The sequence below is a fragment of the Staphylococcus sp. HMSC069D12 genome (genome assembly GCF_001810405.1).
In the GTDB taxonomy this organism is placed as follows: domain Bacteria; phylum Bacillota; class Bacilli; order Staphylococcales; family Staphylococcaceae; genus Staphylococcus; species Staphylococcus haemolyticus.
In genome coordinates, this window is sequence record NZ_KV801105.1 from 115,888 (window position 1) to 135,254 (window position 19,367).

19 protein-coding genes and 1 riboswitch are annotated in these 19,367 nt (G+C 31.3%); of the genes, 16 read left to right on the forward strand and 3 right to left on the reverse strand.

Translation table 11 applies throughout. The features are described from left to right. Nucleotides 1-80: 80 nt before the first annotated feature. Nucleotides 81-968 (forward strand): site-specific tyrosine recombinase XerD, encoded by an 888-nt coding sequence (gene xerD, locus HMPREF2737_RS05375; RefSeq protein WP_037550517.1) that lies wholly within the window; start codon nt 81-83, stop codon nt 966-968. Nucleotides 969-1,072: 104 nt separating this feature from the next. On the opposite strand, the gene HMPREF2737_RS05380 is transcribed toward xerD, so the two are convergent. After that, nucleotides 1,073-1,594: a DUF309 domain-containing protein gene (locus HMPREF2737_RS05380; RefSeq protein WP_037550515.1), complete on the reverse strand. Its 522-nt coding sequence runs from the start codon at nt 1,592-1,594 to the stop codon at nt 1,073-1,075. A gap of 93 nt (nt 1,595-1,687) precedes the next feature. Here HMPREF2737_RS05380 and HMPREF2737_RS05385 point away from each other — a divergent pair, with 93 nt between their 5' ends. The 6 genes from HMPREF2737_RS05385 (at nt 1,688) to HMPREF2737_RS05410 (ending at nt 7,191) form a co-directional block, all read left to right on the forward strand. Beyond that, nucleotides 1,688-2,419, forward strand: coding sequence for a segregation and condensation protein A (locus tag HMPREF2737_RS05385; protein ID WP_037550512.1), 732 nt, complete (start codon nt 1,688-1,690; stop codon nt 2,417-2,419). After that, the gene (scpB, locus tag HMPREF2737_RS05390) at nt 2,412-2,951 is read left to right on the forward strand and encodes an SMC-Scp complex subunit ScpB (RefSeq protein ID WP_037550509.1); all 540 of its coding nucleotides are present in this window, start codon (nt 2,412-2,414) and stop codon (nt 2,949-2,951) included. Before HMPREF2737_RS05385 ends, scpB begins: the two co-directional genes overlap by 8 nt. Continuing rightward, entirely contained in the window at nt 2,948-3,685 is a 738-nt protein-coding gene (locus HMPREF2737_RS05395; protein WP_037550506.1) for a pseudouridine synthase, read from the forward strand. The genes scpB and HMPREF2737_RS05395 overlap by 4 nt, the downstream gene beginning before the upstream one ends. A 151-nt stretch (nt 3,686-3,836) precedes the next feature. Then, complete coding sequence (locus HMPREF2737_RS05400; protein ID WP_037550503.1) at nt 3,837-4,562, forward strand: response regulator; 726 nt, start codon at nt 3,837-3,839, stop codon at nt 4,560-4,562. Further along, nucleotides 4,543-6,312, forward strand: a complete 1,770-nt coding sequence (locus tag HMPREF2737_RS05405) for an ATP-binding protein (RefSeq protein WP_037550500.1) — start codon at nt 4,543-4,545, stop codon at nt 6,310-6,312. Before HMPREF2737_RS05400 ends, HMPREF2737_RS05405 begins: the two co-directional genes overlap by 20 nt. Before the next feature lie 136 nt (nt 6,313-6,448). Beyond that, nucleotides 6,449-6,575: riboswitch (FMN riboswitch) on the forward strand. A 64-nt stretch (nt 6,576-6,639) separates the two neighbouring features. Further along, nucleotides 6,640-7,191: an ECF transporter S component gene (locus tag HMPREF2737_RS05410; RefSeq protein WP_037550497.1), complete on the forward strand. Its 552-nt coding sequence runs from the start codon at nt 6,640-6,642 to the stop codon at nt 7,189-7,191. A gap of 71 nt (nt 7,192-7,262) precedes the next feature. On the opposite strand, the gene HMPREF2737_RS05415 is transcribed toward HMPREF2737_RS05410, so the two are convergent. Next, nucleotides 7,263-7,511, reverse strand: coding sequence for a ferredoxin (locus HMPREF2737_RS05415; RefSeq protein WP_002449743.1), 249 nt, complete (start codon nt 7,509-7,511; stop codon nt 7,263-7,265). Nucleotides 7,512-7,620: 109 nt separating this feature from the next. Here HMPREF2737_RS05415 and HMPREF2737_RS05420 point away from each other — a divergent pair, with 109 nt between their 5' ends. The 4 genes from HMPREF2737_RS05420 (at nt 7,621) to ypdA (ending at nt 12,867) form a co-directional block, all read left to right on the forward strand. Next, on the forward strand, nt 7,621-8,574 hold the full coding sequence (locus HMPREF2737_RS05420; RefSeq protein ID WP_037550494.1) for a YpbB family protein: 954 nt from the start codon (nt 7,621-7,623) through the stop codon (nt 8,572-8,574). Then, nucleotides 8,567-9,946 carry a RecQ family ATP-dependent DNA helicase gene (locus tag HMPREF2737_RS05425; protein ID WP_037550492.1) on the forward strand — a complete coding sequence of 460 codons (1,380 nt, stop codon included), beginning with the start codon at nt 8,567-8,569 and terminating at the stop codon, nt 9,944-9,946. Before HMPREF2737_RS05420 ends, HMPREF2737_RS05425 begins: the two co-directional genes overlap by 8 nt. Before the next feature lie 143 nt (nt 9,947-10,089). Beyond that, nucleotides 10,090-11,718: an elastin-binding protein EbpS gene (gene ebpS, locus HMPREF2737_RS05430; RefSeq protein ID WP_229664797.1), complete on the forward strand. Its 1,629-nt coding sequence runs from the start codon at nt 10,090-10,092 to the stop codon at nt 11,716-11,718. A 162-nt stretch (nt 11,719-11,880) separates the two neighbouring features. Next, on the forward strand, nt 11,881-12,867 hold the full coding sequence (ypdA, locus tag HMPREF2737_RS05435) for a bacillithiol disulfide reductase YpdA (RefSeq protein ID WP_037537045.1): 987 nt from the start codon (nt 11,881-11,883) through the stop codon (nt 12,865-12,867). A gap of 177 nt (nt 12,868-13,044) precedes the next feature. Here the strand turns inward: ypdA and HMPREF2737_RS05440 are convergent, their stop codons facing one another. Then, nucleotides 13,045-14,019: an asparaginase gene (locus tag HMPREF2737_RS05440; protein WP_037550487.1), complete on the reverse strand. Its 975-nt coding sequence runs from the start codon at nt 14,017-14,019 to the stop codon at nt 13,045-13,047. 75 nt (nt 14,020-14,094) lie between these two features. Between HMPREF2737_RS05440 and cmk the strand changes: the two genes are divergently transcribed. The 5 genes from cmk to HMPREF2737_RS05465 all read left to right on the forward strand — a co-directional run bounded on the left by cmk (nt 14,095) and on the right by HMPREF2737_RS05465 (nt 19,228). After that, complete coding sequence (cmk, locus tag HMPREF2737_RS05445; RefSeq protein WP_011275729.1) at nt 14,095-14,751, forward strand: (d)CMP kinase; 657 nt, start codon at nt 14,095-14,097, stop codon at nt 14,749-14,751. Between the two features lie 308 nt (nt 14,752-15,059). Further along, nucleotides 15,060-16,238 carry a 30S ribosomal protein S1 gene (rpsA, locus tag HMPREF2737_RS05450; RefSeq protein ID WP_070650048.1) on the forward strand — a complete coding sequence of 393 codons (1,179 nt, stop codon included), beginning with the start codon at nt 15,060-15,062 and terminating at the stop codon, nt 16,236-16,238. A 224-nt stretch (nt 16,239-16,462) separates the two neighbouring features. Beyond that, nucleotides 16,463-17,773, forward strand: a complete 1,311-nt coding sequence (der, locus tag HMPREF2737_RS05455; RefSeq protein WP_037550481.1) for a ribosome biogenesis GTPase Der — start codon at nt 16,463-16,465, stop codon at nt 17,771-17,773. Between the two features lie 15 nt (nt 17,774-17,788). After that, nucleotides 17,789-18,787 carry an NAD(P)H-dependent glycerol-3-phosphate dehydrogenase gene (locus tag HMPREF2737_RS05460; RefSeq protein WP_037550479.1) on the forward strand — a complete coding sequence of 333 codons (999 nt, stop codon included), beginning with the start codon at nt 17,789-17,791 and terminating at the stop codon, nt 18,785-18,787. 168 nt (nt 18,788-18,955) lie between these two features. Further along, nucleotides 18,956-19,228, forward strand: coding sequence for an HU family DNA-binding protein (locus HMPREF2737_RS05465; RefSeq protein ID WP_011275733.1), 273 nt, complete (start codon nt 18,956-18,958; stop codon nt 19,226-19,228). Nucleotides 19,229-19,367: the final 139 nt, after the last annotated feature.

The following is a 19,367-nucleotide window of genomic DNA, read 5'->3' on the forward strand; positions in this document are numbered from 1 at the left end:
AATTTTAAATCATTGTCTTAGTCTTTCTTAATACTATTACATAAAAATGATTTTGAGTTTATTCAAATAGAGGTGTTGTCATGGAAACAATTATCGAGGAATATTTAAAATTTATACAAATTGAAAAAGGTTTAAGTGAAAATACGATTGGCGCTTATCGCAGAGATTTGAAAAAATATCAATTATATATGCAAGAACAAAAAATTGCTCATATTGATTTTATAGATAGACAAACAATACAAGAATGCCTTGGTTCTCTAATAGATCAAGGCGCGTCCGCGAAATCCAATGCAAGATTTATTTCAACAATACGTAGTTTTCATCAATTTGCTTTACGCGAAAAATATGCTGCTAAAGATCCCACCGTTTTAATAGAAACGCCTAAGTACGAAAAAAAACTTCCAGATGTTTTAGAAGTTGAAGAAGTAATTCAGTTACTAGAAACACCGGATTTAACTAAAAATAATGGGTATCGCGATCGTACAATTTTAGAGTTATTATACGCAACAGGCATGCGTGTTACTGAATTAATACAAATCGAGATAGATGATGTCAACCTAATTATGGGATTTGTTAAAGTTTTCGGTAAAGGGAACAAAGAGAGAATCATTCCTTTAGGTGACACTGTCATTGAATACTTAGATACTTATATCAATACTGTTAGACCTCAATTACTTAAAAAAACGGTAACGAATGTACTGTTTTTGAACTTGCATGGTCGACCTTTGACACGTCAAGGTATATGGAAACTAATTAAACAATATGGTTTAAGAGCGGATATTACTAAAACTTTGACCCCACACACATTAAGACACTCGTTTGCTACTCATTTATTAGAAAATGGCGCAGATTTACGAGCAGTTCAAGAGATGTTAGGTCATTCTGATATTTCTACTACTCAGTTATATACACATGTTTCTAAAACTCAAATCAGACAGATGTATAACCAATTTCATCCGAGAGCCTAGACCACAAATAAATACTCCTTAAATTGGGAGTGGATTAAGAATACTTTAATAAAAGTTTCCAAAAATATATTTTATAATTAATGTAAGTCGAGCTACACTACATTTTATTTTAAATCTTTTCCACTCCTGATATTTTGTTTTTCAATCATCGCTTGATGTCTTGCACTGATTACATCACTTCTATCTCGTTTTTTATGATGATTAACTATATATTCATCTTGAGTTAAAAGTGTTGTAAATTTGTAATCTGGATAAGTATTAATAATCTGTTTTTCAAAAATATTATTTACCGGTATGTATACAGGTTTAAAAGATTTTGAATCTTCAATGGATTTAATTTGACTTAAAATTAATGTTTTATAATCTTGCTCATTAAGTTGCAACAACGTTTTATCATTTGCTTTTTCAAAAGTGCTCAATGACTTTTTCAAAGTTACAAGTGCACCTTTTGTATTACCTCTTCTATAATGGTACATAGCAGTTGAAAATAAAATTAAACTCACTATGCCATCCTTTTTAGAAAAATTTATATTTGATTTCCATGCTTCTTCCAAAATATCATGACATAAGAAATAATGTTGGTGTTTGTGAAAATAATAATAAAAATCGATTAAGGCTTTGTCCAATCCATCTCATCCTTAATTTAATGTTTGTATTATTCATGCTATAATATTTTAAGAAATTATGCACGATAGAGATTCAATATGAGGACGATTAATATGTATGAAGTAAAATTAGATGCCTTTAATGGCCCATTAGATTTGCTACTCCACTTAATTCAAAAATATGAAATTGATATTTATGATATACCAATGAAATCATTAACAGAGCAATATATGCAATACGTCCACGCTATGAAGCAACTAGAAATAAATATAGCTAGTGAATATTTAGTTATGGCTTCAGAGCTATTAATGATAAAAAGTAAATTATTACTCCCTCAACATGATGTAGACGATAACCTTGAAGAAGATCCACGTGAAGATTTGGTAGGGCGATTAATTGAATATCAAAATTATAAAGAATACACACAATTGTTAACTGAGAAAAAAGAAGAGCGAGAGCACTATTTTACTAAACACCCAACTGACCTATCCCATCTTGAGAAAAGCGTAACATGGGATGAAAGCCAAACCTTAGATTTAACAGATTTAATTGTTGCTTATCAACGCGTTAAAAGCAGATTAGCTCTTAATAAGCCTAAGACAGTTGAAATAATTAAAGAAAGTTTCACTATTCAACAAGCTACTGAAAAGGTAACTACACAATTAAAGCATCATACATCTTTTAATTTCTTCAGTTTATTTACTTTTAGCGAGCCAATAGAACAGGTGGTTACTCACTTTTTAGCTATATTAGAGATGTCTAAATCAGGAGTAATCAACATAGAACAAGTTAGAAGTTTTGATGATATACGTATCATTAGAGGAGTGAATTTTAATATTGGATAAACACGGAATCATAGAAGCATTACTATACACAGCTGGGGATGAAGGGCTTGACGAAAAGCAATTATTAGAAATTCTCGATATTAATCAAGCTAAATTATCTGAATTAATTTCATCATACACCTCTAGTGGTTTAATAATTCAAAAATTTGGTTCAACATATATTTTAACTTCAAAAAAAGAAGCTTCCCCTTATATCGAACAATTAATTGAACAAAAATCTAATATGAAATTATCTCAAGCTGCAATGGAAACATTATCAATTATTGCATATAATCAGCCATTGAGTCGTAGTGACATAGAATTAATTAGAGGAATTAATTCTGATGGTGCAGTTAGAACATTAATTGCACGAGGATTAATTGAAGCTAAAGATGTAGAAAATTCTCGTAGTCATGCTTTACAAACAACGAATTTGTTTTTAAATGTATTTGGAATAGAAAAAATTGAAGATTTACCAACAACTGAAGAAGATGAAGAAGAAATGGAAGATTTCTTTAGTAATTTAGTAAATCAAAAAGGAGATACAAAATGAGTAAAGAATTAGAAAGGCTTCAAAAACGAATTGCTAATAGTGGATACACATCACGAAGAAAAGCTGAAACTTTAATTACCGAAGGCAAAGTTAAAGTTAACGGTCAAACCGTAACTGAATTAGGTACTAAAGTAAAAAGTTCTGATACAGTTGAGGTTGAAGGAATTAAAATTGAACAAGAAGACAAAATGTATATTTTGTTCTTTAAACCAACTCAAGTTATAACAAGTGTGTCTGACGATAGAGGACGAACTGTGGTTACTGACTACTTTAAAGATTTAGAGACAAGAATTTATCCTGTTGGTAGATTAGATTATGATACATCAGGATTATTGTTACTTACTAATGATGGCGAATTTACAAACTTAATGACCCATCCAAGATATCATATTCAAAAAAAATATGTGGCTAAATTAAAAGGTTACCTCATGAGAGAAGAAGTTAAAGCTTTAGAAAATGGAATTGAACTTGAAGATGGTTTTACCCAACCAGCTCAAGTCAAAGTAAAAAAGCAAGATAAAGATAAAAATATTACACTTGTAGAAATCACTATTAGTGAAGGACGAAATCGACAAGTTCGTCGTATGTTCGAGCATTTTGGACATCAAGTTGATAAATTAACAAGAATTGAGTTCGGCAACTTGAACCTTAAAGGATTAAATGCAGGTGAGGGCAGAGTACTGACACCTCATGAAGTTAAAGTACTAAGACATATGGCAGAAAATGGAAAATAAATGAAGTATATTTTACAATAGCAAGAGAAATTAAATGATATTAATTTCTCTTGCTATTTTTTTCACAAAGTTAATTTTAAAGTAAAGCTTTCAATCATGCTGTATGCTATAATAATGAGTGAATTGAGCATGTGTAGGAGGTATAAACAAAATGACAAATGAAATATTAATTGTAGACGATGAGGATAGAATCAGAAGATTATTAAAACTATACCTAGAGAGAGAATCGTTTACGATTCATGAAGCAAGTAATGGCAAAGAAGCTTATAATCTTGCTATAGAAAATGACTATGCGTGCATACTTTTAGACTTGATGTTACCAGAAATGGAAGGTATTGAAGTAGCATCTAAGTTACGTGAACATAAAGACACACCTATTATTATGCTTACAGCTAAAGGCGAAGAAACAAATAGGGTAGAAGGATTTGAGTCTGGCGCAGATGATTATATCGTCAAACCATTCTCACCAAGAGAGGTTGTTTTAAGAGTAAAAGCATTATTACGTAGAACGCAATCTTCTAAACCTGAACAAAGTGAACCTCATGCAAGAGATGTTATTGAATTTAACCATTTAATTATTGATAATGATGCGCATCGTGTATTAGCAGATAACCAACAAGTTAATTTAACTCCAAAAGAGTACGAATTACTTATTTATTTAGCTAAGACGCCTAATAAAGTGTTTGATCGTGAACAACTTTTAAAAGAAGTATGGCATTATGAATTTTATGGTGATTTAAGAACAGTAGACACTCATGTTAAACGCCTGCGTGAGAAACTTAATCGTGTATCAGAAGATGCTGCACATATGATTCAAACTGTTTGGGGTGTTGGTTACAAATTCGAGGTAAAATCTAATGACGAATCGACTAAATAGTGTGGTAATAAAACTGTGGTTAACTATACTTTTCATAGTAACGACAGTTTTAATTTTATTAAGTGCGGCATTAATTACTTTTATACAATACTACTACACACAACAAACTGAAAATGCTATAAGAGAAGATGCGTCTAGAATCAGCCACTTAGTTGAACAAGCTGATAATAAAACTTTAGCTATAGAACACAGCCAACAATTAATAGATGGATCAGGTGGCGTTATTATAATGGCTAATAAATCTTCAAGTTTTAAAAATTCAAATAGCAATACTAAAGACAAAATGCTTGAAGAGATACACAAGAATTCGCAATTCCAACGCGTCTTCTCTCAAGGAAAGTCTACCACTCAAAATATAACAATAAGTAATAACGGTAATTCCCATTCCTATATTTTGTTAGGCTATCCTATGAAAGCACAAGAAAATGCAAATTCAAAATATAGTGCAGTATTCATTTATCAAGATTTAAAGTCTATTGAAGATACTAATAATGCAATTACCATTATCATTTTAATCACCGCCATTATATTTATCGCTATTTCAACAATATTTGCATTCTTTTTGTCAAATAGAATTACTAAACCTTTACGACAACTTAGAACTCAAGCTATTAATATTTCTAAAGGTGATTATTCAAAACAGACAAGTGTTTCAACTAAAGATGAGATAGGCGAATTATCACATACGTTTAATAATATGAGTTCTGAAATACAAGAGAATATAGAGGCACTTTCAACTCAAAAAAATATAAGAGATAGTTTGATTAATTCTATGATTGAAGGTGTATTGGGTTTAAATGATAAGAGGGAAGTTATTCTTTCAAATAAAATGGCTGACGATATTATTAAATCAATAGACAAAACTGTATATAAAGACATTGAAAAGCAAATTGAAACTACATTTGTTTCAAAAGACACCGAATTCCAAGAATATGAGATTAATAATAAATATTACGTCATAATCATGAGTTATGTAGAGAGAATTCAACAAGATGGCCGTAGTGGAATTGTAGTCATTGTAAGAGATATGACTAATGAACATAATTTAGATCAGATGAAGAAAGATTTCATTGCCAATGTTTCACATGAATTACGTACACCTATTTCGTTATTACAAGGTTACACTGAATCAATTGTAGATGGTATTGTCACTGAACCAGAAGAAATTCGAGATTCTTTATCAATTGTATTAGATGAAACTAAACGTTTAAATCGATTAGTAAATGAATTATTAAATGTAGCTCGCATGGATGCAGAGGGTTTAACTGTTAATAAAGAAAAACAACCCATTAAACCTTTACTATCTAAAATGCAAATGAAATATAAACAACAGGCTGATGATTTAGAATTAAATATGTCATTAGAACCAAACATCGGTGATGAATTGTGGGAATACGATGCCGATCGCATAGACCAAGTTCTAACAAATTTAATTGACAATGCCACACGTTATACTCAACCAGGTGATTCAATATCAATTACAACAACTACGGATGATTCCTATCAAACATTGTACATTAAAGATACTGGTAGTGGCATATCCCCAGAGCATCTTGAACTCGTATTCGACAGATTTTATAAAGTAGAGACTTCAAGAACTAGAGGTAAACAGGGAACTGGTTTAGGACTATTTATCTGTAAAATGATAATCGAAGAACATGGTGGTACTATTAAAGTTGAAAGTGAAGTAAACAAAGGTACAACATTCATAATTAAGTTACCAAAGCCTAAAAATAAATATACCTATTAATATATTTATTTTATCTAAGAGCAAACACCTTCTACTTAAGAATGGTGTATTGCTCTTTTTAAAATAAGTCTAAGCATCATTATTGCGCAATGCTTTCACATAAGGTAATATAAAAATTAAATTAATCAATTATATAATTCATCTTCGGGGTAGGGTGCAATTCCCAACCGGCAGTAAATTAAGCCTGCGACCCGCTTCTTTGAAGTGGCTGATTCAGTGGAAATCTGAAGCCGACAGTATAGTCTGGATGGGAGAAGATGGAGGTTTTTTTGTTGTGCAAAATTATCTCCTATTCTATGTAAGATGAATGGAAGGAGAAAATTAAATATGCAACAAAACAAACATCTTATCACTATTAGCATGTTAAGTGCCATAGCGTTTATTTTAACATTTATTAAATTTCCGCTACCTTTTTTACCACCATACTTAACATTAGACTTTAGTGATGTTCCAACTTTATTAGCAACATTTCTTTTAGGTCCCATTGCTGGTATTTTAGTAGCACTTATCAAAAATATACTTAATTTTTTATTCAATATGGGAGATCCTGTTGGTCCATTTGCCAATTTTTTAGCAGGTGTTAGTTTCCTGTTATCCGCTTATTATGTAACTAAGCGTCAAGGCCGTCATAGTGATACACCACGTTCATTGGTTGTGGGGCTAGCAATAGGTACTATAGTGATGACTATCGTACTTAGTATACTGAATTACTTTGTTTTACTTCCATTATATGGAATGATTTTTAATTTAGGTGATGTCTTTAACAATCTAAAAATTATCATTTTATCAGGAGTTATACCTTTCAATATTATAAAAGGTATCGTGATTTCAATTATATTTACGCTTTTATACAGAAGATTAAAACGCGTATTATCATAGAAAACCTCCTAATGTTGAACTAATTATTCAACATTAGGAGGTTTCATTATTAATTCACTCACAATATGTGACTATTCAAATTTAAGAGCATCACCATCAAATGGTTCTTCTTCAATCTTAATTGAATCAGTCGGACAACCTTCAAGCGCATCTTCCATATCTTCATATAATTCTTCTGGTACTTCTGCAGTACCTTGATTATCATCAAGGATTACGAAAGCAATACCTTCGTCGTCATAATCGTAAATGTCAGGTGCAGCAGCACCACATGCTCCACAAGCAATACATGTATCCATATCAACGATTGTATACTTTGCCAAATTCTTCGCCTCCTTTGATAAAAATGCTACACTAGTATAACAAATGTTAAATAACACTTCGATTAATTTATTTACTATTCTATTAGTTATATAAAGTGAGGATTCATTAATGCACTCAATTATTACCTATGCATCAAATCATTCATTCGATTATAAAACCAATAAAAGTATTTATAATATTTTGAATGGAAAAAAATCACATCAAACATTTTTTGATGCATGTTCCCAACAACTTTTATCATTATATCATAGTTTACCTAAATTAAAATATCCGTCTTTTGAGCGATTTTTAGATACCTATAATAATCAAAATACTGACATTACAATACATCCAAGATATACATACGATAGTATGATTCAAACTTTTAGTTGCATTCAATTACTAATACAAACTATAACTCATTTTAAAAACAACCACTTAAACTTTATACCAATTACACAACAAATAACTGTTCAAAGTAGAGTGAAACAAATCTATTCAAAAATACTGGAACAAAATTTAGTTGATGATTTTGAAAAAGAAATCGAACAGCTCTTTCATTTTATTGATGAAAAATGTATTAACAACTGTTTAATCCATTATTATCTACAAGGTTATGAAGAACCTATGTATACGCGACAGCAAGTTTCTTTAATAGAAGATATACCTGTAACTAAGTTATTTGAACTTGAACTCAATAATTTAGTGCAAATGATGTTTGCATTAGAAAACGATAAACAATTTCCTATATTAACTCAAACAATCATATTACCGACTTTGTTAAATAAAACGACAATTACGTATCATCAATTACTCAAAGGTCTTTCTATGGATGAGGCTGCAGTGACCCAAAATGTTAAAATTAACACAATCGAAGATCACGTTCTTGAATTATTTATAAAAGGATATTTTTCAGAATACCAAACCTTTGTTAATGGCCCACAAACAAGTGAATTTATAGCATTTTATTATCAAAACAGAGGACATAGATTAAAATTATATAAAGAAGAATTTGATCAATTATCTTATTTTCAAATTAAATTGTTAATAGTCGGTATTGAGAGAGGTGAATTGAGTGCTTGAAGAAAAATTGAGAGAATGGTTCGGATTCTCATCATTTAATCCTGGTCAAAAAGAAATAATCGAAAGTGTAGTTAGTAAGAAAGATACCCTAGGTATTCTTCCTACGGGGAGTGGTAAAAGCTTATGTTACCAAATGCCAACCTATATGAAAGGAAAGCCAACATTAATAATATCTCCGTTAATCTCTCTTATGGATGACCAAGTGATGCAATTGAAAGCTCAAGGTGAGAAATTTGTTACTTCTATTCATTCAGGCATGGATGAAAATGAAAAACAACAAAATATAAATTCATTACACAAAAGTCGCTTTGTTTTTTTAAGTCCAGAATTTATTTTACAAACACAAAACTTTAAATTAATTAGGAAAATTGACTTCGGATTAATTGTACTTGATGAGGCACATTGTTTATCTGAATGGGGTTATGATTTCCGACCTCATTATGCATTAATAGGTAAGATAACATCTCATTATAAAAATGCATCAATACTGGCTTTAACAGCTACAGCACCACCTCATTTAGAAAATGACTTGAATCTTATCTTATCTAGAAAATTAAACGTAATTAAGACTTCTATGAATCGGGAGAATATATCTTTTTCTCATCTTAACTTTGAAAATGATGGTGCTAAAATTAAGTGGCTATTAAACTTTTTAGAACAATCCGGTCCAACTATTATTTATGTTTCATCTAAAAAGGTCTGTTTAGAATTAGCCAATATGATATACGACCATGGTTATTTAACCGGTATTTATCATGGTGATTTATCTTATCAAGAACGACATACTGTACAAAATCAATTTATGGAGAACTTTATACCCGTTATCGTGGCTACTAGTGCTTTTGGCATGGGCGTTAATAAAAAAGACATTAGAACAGTCATCCATTTTCATTTATCAACAAGTCCTTCAAATTACTTACAAGAAATTGGTAGAGCCGGGAGAGATAATTTACAAAGCCAAGCGATTAGTCTATATCAGCCAGACGATAGCTATATATTAGAGACATTATTGTTTAGTGATGCGATAACTACTGAAGACATCGATGCTTTTGATATAGGTGCTTTTTTACCTCCTCAAAAGCAAGAAATACTAACCATATTGAGTCAAAGATATTCATCCAACGTACTCAAAAAAATTTTTGACAATTCATTAATTCGAAAAAAATTAGGTTATCAAAGAATGATCGGTTATACATCCCTAGATCAATGTAGACGTCGTTATTTATTAGAATTTTTTGGTGATAATCCAACTCAACCTCAGCAATGTTGTGATACAGATTCTAATTTGATGCCTATAAAAGTTAACAATAGAAAAAAAGTTAAAAGAAAATTAAGTTATACTGAAAAGTTAAAATATTTATTTAAAGTATAGTTGCTTTTCTTTACTAAATTTATTTTAAGAGGATATAATTATAATACTTAAAGTTTTTCAAGAAATATTTAAATACTATACATATTTCACGCTTTGTGGGGTATATGGTATGTGATATTTAAATAATTATTTAAGAGAGGATGATGACCGTGTCTAAAAATAATTTTAGAGATGATTTCGAAAAAAATCGTCAGTCTATTAATTCTGATGATCAATTCGAAGATAATACAAACGAGTTTGATGAAAATTCAAATGAGTCCAATGACTTTGATAATCAATCAGACCAACAATTCCCACCTAGAAACGCACAAAGACGTCAAAGAAGACGTAACCAAGCTACTAATAAAAACAGAAAATTTGATAATCAAAGTTCTGATTCAAACGCTAATGGTTCACTTGATGATCGACACGATGAAGACTCTTTCAATGAGTTACAACACAATCAGCAAGAAGAGCATCTAGATAACGAGCCAATACATAAGGATGACAAACGTTCTTTTGATAGAGACTTTAATGATGATGCTTCACGTAGAAATAATCGTCATGAAGCATCAAATAGAAAACATGATAAAGACTATGATAATGATAGTTTGAATGATGATCGTAATCATGAAGAAAATATCGATGAGCGTCAAGATAATCGAAATCACAAAGATCAACAAAACAAAAAGTCTCGACATGGCAAAGACGCTGAAATAGCTGGAGGTTCCGCAGTCGCTGGAGCTGCTGGTGCTAAAGCTGCAAAAGACAAACGTAAAAAAGATGCACATCATGACTCAAAATATAACGAACATAAAGATGATCGTGGTTTAAATAACGATAATCAATATGATCAAAACAGAAAACATGATAAAGACCTTCAAGACGACCATCTTGACGCCAAAGATAACCATTCTAAAGAAGAACCCAAAAAAGGTAATAAAGGTAAAAAAGCAGCAGTTGGTGCCGGTGCAGCTGGTGCGGCTGGTGCGGCTGGCGCAGCTGGAGTAGCAGCTGCAAAACATAAAAAAGACCATAAAAATAATAATCATAACCATAAAGATAATCATAGCCATAACAGAGATCATCAAGACGATCATAGAAATCATAAACATGACGATGGTAATGATGGATTCCAAGCTCACAATGGTAAAAAGAAACGTGGTCTAGCAGGTATTTTACTTCCACTTATCGCTTTATTACTTATTCTAGCTGCACTTGCTATCTTTATTGGAATGTATTTAAACAACGATAAAAAAGATAGCAACCAAGCAGATAACAAAACAGAACAAACTGCTAACAAAGATAACAACAAAGATAATAAAGACAAAGCTAGTAATGATAGCGACAAAGACAAAGCTAGCAGTGACAAAGATAAAGACAAAGCAACTAATGATGACGACTCAAATGACAAAGCTACAACAGACAATGAATCATCTAGTAATTCAAGTGATGATAATAGTAGCACTTCAGATAATAGTACTTCATCAAATTCATCTGATAACGTTTCATCATCAGATAATAATGGTAGTAACTCAAATAGTGACAATAACAATGGTAACTCTCAAGCTACATCAAACAGTAGCAGTCAAAGTAACAGCAATAATAATCAATCAAATAGTTCTAATTCAGGACAACAAACTCACGTAGTATCAGGTAATGAAAACTTATACCGTATCGCTATTCAATACTACGGAGAAGGTACTGTTGAAAATGTAAATAAACTTAAACAAGCTAATGGCTTATCAAGTAATAATATTTCTAACGGTCAAAAATTAATAATCCCACAATAACTTAATCATCATTCTAAAGAGACTGAAACAAAATTGTTTCAGTCTTTTTTTGTTTCAATGCACATATAATTTTAATTTTATATAAATATTGTGAGTGCTATTCTATTTAGAAATAGCGAAACAACTGCTATAATATATGGGTGATTAAAGGAGGCCAATGACATGCAAAGCATAGAAAGTATTATTATCGGCGGAGGCCCATGCGGTTTAAGTGCTGCTATTGAACAAAAAAGAAAGGGTATTGATACATTAGTCATCGAAAAAGGGAATGTTGTAGATGCTATATATAAATATCCAACACACCAAACATTTTTCTCATCTAGTGATAAATTAAGTATCGGTGATATTCCTTTTATAGTCGAAGAAAGTAAACCCCGACGCAATCAAGCACTAGTATATTATAGAGAAGTTGTTAAACATCATCAGTTAAATGTTCATGCATTTGAAGAAGTACTCACTGTTAAAAAAATTGACAATAAGTTCACTATAACAACTACTAAAGATGTTTATGAGTGTAAATTTTTAACTGTTGCAACCGGTTATTATGGTCAACATAATAAGTTAGAGGTTAAAGGGGCAGAACTTCCTAAAGTACAACATTATTTTAAAGAAGCACACCCGTTTTTTAATTTAGATGTTACTGTCATAGGTGGTAAAAATTCTGCTGTTGACGCTGCATTAGAATTAGAAAAAGCAGGTGCAAATGTAACTGTACTATACAGAGGTGATCGATATTCAGCTGCCATTAAACCATGGATATTGCCAAATTTTGAATCATTAGTTAATCATGAAAAAATCACTATGGAGTTCAATGCGAACGTTACTGAAATAACAGAGAATAGCGTGATTTATGAAAAGAACGGTAAAGTTACAGAGATACCTAATGATCATGTATTTGCAATGATAGGGTATCACCCTGATTACGATTTCTTAGAATCTATTGGAATTGAAATTAATACAAATGAATATGGAACTGCTCCAGTTCATAATAAAGAAACTTTTGAGACAAATGTTGAGAATTGCTATATTGCTGGCGTAATTGCTGCAGGTAATGATAATAATGCAATCTTTATTGAAAATGGTAAATATCATGGCGGGATTATTACTCAGAGTATTTTAAGTAAAAAGCAAACACCACTTGAAAGTTAAGGACAGAAGTATAAAACAGCAGTATAGTTAATAAGAGCTGAGAACGACGCAACATTAGTGTCTTCTCAGCTCTTATCATCCTTATGAAGATAAATTAATATGATACCAAAAGATTATTAAGTAGTAACTTCTCAAGCAAATCAAATTAAATCACATTATTTTTCTAAAATCTTGTAATTAATTTTGCTTTTCAAAATAATTTTTTAGTTCTACAATATTGAGTTGATTACTTAGGCCAATTAGTAACTTAAGTCTTGCTTTAGGACCATTTAATCCATTTGAAAATATTAAACCTTTATTCGCTAATTGAAAGCCACCACCTTCATAGGCATAAACTGGACTTACAATCCCATTAAAAGATCTAGAAACTAACACAATAGGTATATTATTATTTAAACAAGATTGGACACCTTTCAAGCAACTTGGAGGTAAATTTCCTTGGCCTAATGCTTCAATGACGATACCATCTACGTTTTGTTGCGCATAAAAATTAAATATGTCACTTTCCATACCCATATAAGCTTTTATCAATGGTACTTTCAACTGATAATTTATTATTTTAAATGACTGTTGTTTATAAGGTTGATTATAGAATTGAACATTATCTTTAGTTAATATTCCTAATGGTCCTTGATTTGGACTTTGGAAGGTATTGATGTTAGAAGTATGCGTCTTCGTTACATTTCTAGCAGTATGTATTTCATCATTGAATACGACCATAACGCCTTTGTCATTTGCATCACTAGAAGAGGCTACACGAATTGATGAAATGAAATTATATAATCCATCGGAACCAATTTCATTAGAAGATCTCATTGCACCAGTTATAACAACAGGACATCTAATGTCTAATAATAAATCTAAAAGGTATGCAGTCTCTTCAAGAGTATCAGTACCATGTGTAATTACAAAACCATCATATTTATCTGTCTCATTAGCTTCAATAATTATATTTCTCAACTTCTCGACATTTTGAATTGTTATATGAGGAGACGGAAGGTTAAATGGATGAATTTCATCAACATCAGCGTATTGGCCAATAATGTCTCTATGAAGAGATATTGGATTCACATCATTTGTTACTACCTGACTAAATTGGTTTTGGGACATACTAATTGTGCCACCAGTATGTATAACTAATAATCTTTTCATTTCGTTCCTCCTATTTTTAATTTACATATTTATGATAAAATAATACAAATAAAACAACAAGGAAGGATAAATAAAATGGACTTAATTAATATTGCCTTGGATGGTCCTGCAGCTGCAGGTAAAAGTACTATTGCACGACAAGTAGCTAGTAAATTGTCTATGATTTACGTTGATACAGGTGCAATGTACCGTGCGATTACTTATAAATATCTTCAAAATGATAAACCAGAGGATTTTAAAACACTCGTTAATCAAACAACGTTAGAATTAACCTATGACAAAAGTAAAGGACAACGAATTTTATTAGATAATCAAGACGTCACTGATTTTTTAAGAGAAAATGATGTAACTCAAAATGTATCTTATGTTGCTTCTAAAGAACCTGTTAGAACATTTGCAGTTGAAAAGCAGAAAGATCTAGCAGCTAAAAAAGGAATTGTTATGGATGGCCGAGATATTGGCACAGTAGTATTACCAGATGCAGAATTAAAAGTGTTCATGATCGCTTCAGTTGAAGAAAGAGCTGAAAGACGTCAAAAAGAAAATGAACAAAGAGGTATCCCATCAACACTATCGCAATTAAAAAAAGAAATAGAAGAAAGAGATCATTACGATATGAATCGGGACATTTCACCTTTAAAAAAAGCTGATGACGCCGTCACAGTGGATACAACTGGTAAAACGATTGAAGAAGTAACTGAAGAAATAATGACTTTGGTTAACAATATTTAGATAAATAATGACAGCTATTTAGAGTGATTCGTACTTAACTATGTTTAAAGTGCGAATTATTTTAAATAGCTATTTTTATTCTATATAATTAAAAGTGTTAACTATTAAGCACTTTTTAATCGTATAACATATATTTAGTTCGTATAAAAATTTTAAATTTTCAAAAGTTATAAATCAGTTGAATTTTCATTTTATAATTTTAATAATTGATATTTTTTAAGAACTTATGAAACTAAAGGGGAATTTCTTGACAATCATACTGGTTTATAAGATGTTATATGTATGTAGTGTATAAGGAGGCAAACAAGATGACTGAAGAATTCAATGAATCAATGATTAATGATATTAAAGAAGGTGACAAAGTCACTGGTGAGGTTCAACAAGTTGAAGACAAACAAGTCGTAGTTCATATTAATGGTGGCAAATTCAATGGAATCATTCCAATTAGCCAGCTTTCAACTCATCATATTGAGAACCCAAGTGAGGTAGTTAAACAAGGTGATGAAATTGAAGCATATGTTACTAAAATCGAAGTTGATGAAGAAAATGACTCAGGTGCATATATTCTTTCAAAACGTCAACTTGAAACTGAAAAATCATATGAGTATTTACAAGAAAAAATTGATAATGACGAAATAATTGAGGCTAAAGTTACAGAAGTAGTTAAAGGTGGCCTGGTCGTAGATGTAGGTCAACGCGGTTTTGTACCTGCTTCACTAATTTCAACTGATTTCATTGAAGATTTCTCTGTATTCGATGGACAAACTATTCGCATTAAAGTAGAAGAATTAGATCCTGAAAATAATAGAGTCATTTTAAGCCGTAAAGCAGTAGAGCAAGCTGAAAATGATGTAAAAAAAGCTACTTTATTAGAATCACTTAATGCTGGTGATGTTATTAAAGGTAAAGTCGCTCGTCTAACTAACTTTGGTGCTTTTGTTGATATTGGTGGCGTAGATGGTTTAGTCCATGTTTCTGAATTATCTCATGAACATGTTGATTCTCCAGAAGATGTGGTTTCTGTAGGTCAAGAGGTAGATGTAAAAGTTAAGTCTGTAGAAAAAGATGCTGAACGTATTTCACTTTCTATCAAAGATACTTTACCTACACCATTTGAAAGCATTAAAGGACAATTTCATGAAGATGATGATATTGAAGGTAAAGTTGTGCGTTTAGCTAACTTCGGTGCTTTCGTTGAAATTGCTCCAGGTGTTCAAGGTTTAGTGCATATTTCAGAAATTGCTCATGAACATATTGGCACACCAGGTGAAAAACTTGAGCCAGGACAACAAGTTAATGTTAAAGTTTTAGGTATAGATGAAGAAAATGAACGTATCTCACTTTCAATTAAAGCTACATTACCTAAAGAGGACGTTGTTGAGAGCGATGATGCTACAACTCAATCTTATTTAAGTAATGATTCAAATGAAGACAATCCAACATTAGGTGATGTCTTTGGCGATAAATTTAAAGACTTAAAATTTTAATTTCAAGTTATCATACAAACTCATTCCCAATTAAAGTTTAAGACTTTAATTGGGAATTTTCATTTTCTCACAATTTAATGGATTATAATGATAATTAAATTATGAAATGTAGCGAGATTTATTGTTTTAAAAACCATATTTTTGCTTAACTTACATACTTTGTTTGAAATAAGTAGGTCATATGATAAAATTATAGAGATTTTAGAAAGAGAGGAAGTTAGCTTATGACGAAACCTATTGTAGCTATTGTAGGTAGGCCTAATGTAGGGAAATCTACAATATTTAATAGAGTAGTAGGTGAACGTGTTTCAATTGTCGAAGACACACCTGGTGTTACACGTGATAGAATTTATTCATCAGGCGAATGGTTAACACATGAATTTAATATTATTGATACTGGTGGAATAGAAATTGGAGATGCTCCATTTCAAACCCAAATAAGAGCACAAGCTGAAATCGCAATTGATGAAGCAGATGTCATTATCTTTATGGTGAACGTTCGAGAAGGTTTAACCCAAAGTGATGAAATGGTTGCACAGATGCTATATAAATCTAAAAAGCCTGTTGTATTGGCCGTTAATAAAGTAGATAACCTTGAAATGAGAAATGACATTTTTGACTTTTACCCATTAGGTTTTGGAGATCCATATCCAATATCAGGATCACACGGCTTAGGTTTAGGGGATTTATTAGATGAGGTAGTTAAGCACTTTAATGAAGAAACTGAAGATCCATATGATGAAGATACTATAAGACTCTCAATAATTGGTCGTCCTAATGTAGGGAAATCTAGTTTAGTAAATGCAATTCTTGGTGAAGAACGCGTTATTGTATCAAATGTTGCAGGAACTACTAGAGATGCTGTTGATACTGAATACAGTTTTGATGGACAAGATTATGTTTTAATAGATACAGCAGGTATGCGTAAAAAAGGGAAAGTGTATGAATCAACTGAAAAATATTCAGTACTACGTGCACTTAAAGCAATTGAACGATCTAATGTAGTCTTGATTGTAATCGATGCTGAGGAAGGTATAATCGAGCAAGATAAACGTGTTGCAGGATATGCTCACGAAGAAGGTAAAGCAGTTGTCATTGTAGTGAATAAATGGGACACAGTTGACAAAGATAGTAACACAATGAAGAAATTTGCTGATGATGTCAGAAATCAGTTCCAATTTTTAGATTATGCTCAAATTGCTTTTGTTTCTGCTAAGGAAGGCACTCGTTTACGCACGTTATTCCCATATATTAATGAAGCAAGCGAAAACCATAAAAAACGTGTTCAAAGTTCTACTTTAAATGAAGTTGTCACTGACGCTATATCTATGAATCCTACGCCAACAGATAAAGGCCGTCGTTTAAATGTATTCTATACTACACAAGTAGCTATCGAGCCTCCAACATTTGTTGTATTCGTTAATGATGTCGAACTAATGCATTTTTCTTACAAACGTTACCTTGAAAATCAAATCCGTCATGCATTTGGTTTTGAAGGAACACCTATTCACATCATTCCAAGAAGAAGAAACTAAGAAGGAGATAAAACTATGACTAAAATTACTGTTTTTGGTATGGGAAGTTTTGGTACTGCATTAGCTAATGTATTAGCTGAAAATGGCCATACTGTTTTAATGTGGGGAAAAAATGAAGATAGTGTGAAAGAATTAAATGATCACCATCAAAATAAACGCTATCTAAAAGATGTCGTTTTAAACAGTAGTATTAAAGCAACTAGTGATATTAAAGAAGCCGTGAATTTTACTGATATATATTTAATGGCTCTACCAACTAAAGCAATGCGCGAAGTTACAAGTGAAATTGATAGTTTAATTAATACTAAGAAAACTTTTATACATGTTGCAAAAGGAATAGAAAATGATACATTCAAACGTGTTTCAGAAATGATTGAAGATTCAATTTCAGAAGAACACAATGGTGGTATCGGTGTTTTATCAGGTCCTAGTCACGCAGAAGAAGTAGTGATTAAACAACCAACTACAGTCGCCGCATCATCAAAAGATGAAAAAGTTAGCAAACTGATTCAAGATTTATTTATGAATGATTATCTACGTGTATACACTAATAATGATTTAGTCGGTGTTGAACTAGGAGGAGCATTAAAAAATATCATTGCAGTTGCAAGTGGTATTGTAGCCGGCATGGGCTATGGTGATAATGCTAAAGCTGCTTTAATGACACGAGGTTTAGCTGAAATAAGCAGATTAGGTGAAAAATTAGGTGCTGATCCAATGACATTTTTAGGTCTTGGTGGTATTGGAGATTTAATTGTTACTTGTACATCAACGCATTCACGTAATTACACTTTAGGATTTAAATTAGGACAAGGCCAAACGATGGATGAAGCTTTAAATGAAATGAATATGGTAGTAGAAGGTATTTATACTACTAATTCTGTATACCATTTAGCTAAACAACAAAATGTTGATATGCCTATAACTAATGCACTTTACAATGTTTTATTCGAAGATAATCCGGTTAAAGACAGTGTTAAAGATTTAATGGGAAGAGATAAAAAATCTGAATAAAGTGTAATATTACTCATTATCAAAAAATTTTCGTAGATTTGTACATAAAATACTGATATTTCAGTGTTTTAAGTGCATAAATTATTGCGGTAACATTAATTGTTGTGTTAAAGTCATAGCATAATGATATAAAGATATCATTATCATTCATCTGGAGGTGAACTCGTAATGAATAAAACTGATTTAATTAATGCAGTTGCAGAACAAGCTGATTTAACTAAAAAAGAAGCTGGTTCAGCTGTAGATGCTGTTTTCGAATCAATACAACAATCACTTTCTAAAGGTGAAAAAGTTCAATTAATTGGTTTCGGAAACTTTGAGGTTCGTGAACGTGCTGCACGTAAAGGACGTAACCCTCAAACAGGTAAAGAAATTGAAATTCCTGCAAGTAAAGTTCCAGCATTTAAAGCTGGTAAAGCATTAAAAGATGCTGTTAAATAATTTACTTAAAAGCCCTTTAAAGGGCTTTTTTTATACATAAATCATTATAGAGAATTAATGCATATAATTTATTACTATATTATATATGTTGTTATTCCGTAATAGCTTTTCAATTCAATAAATAAAGTAATTGTAACGT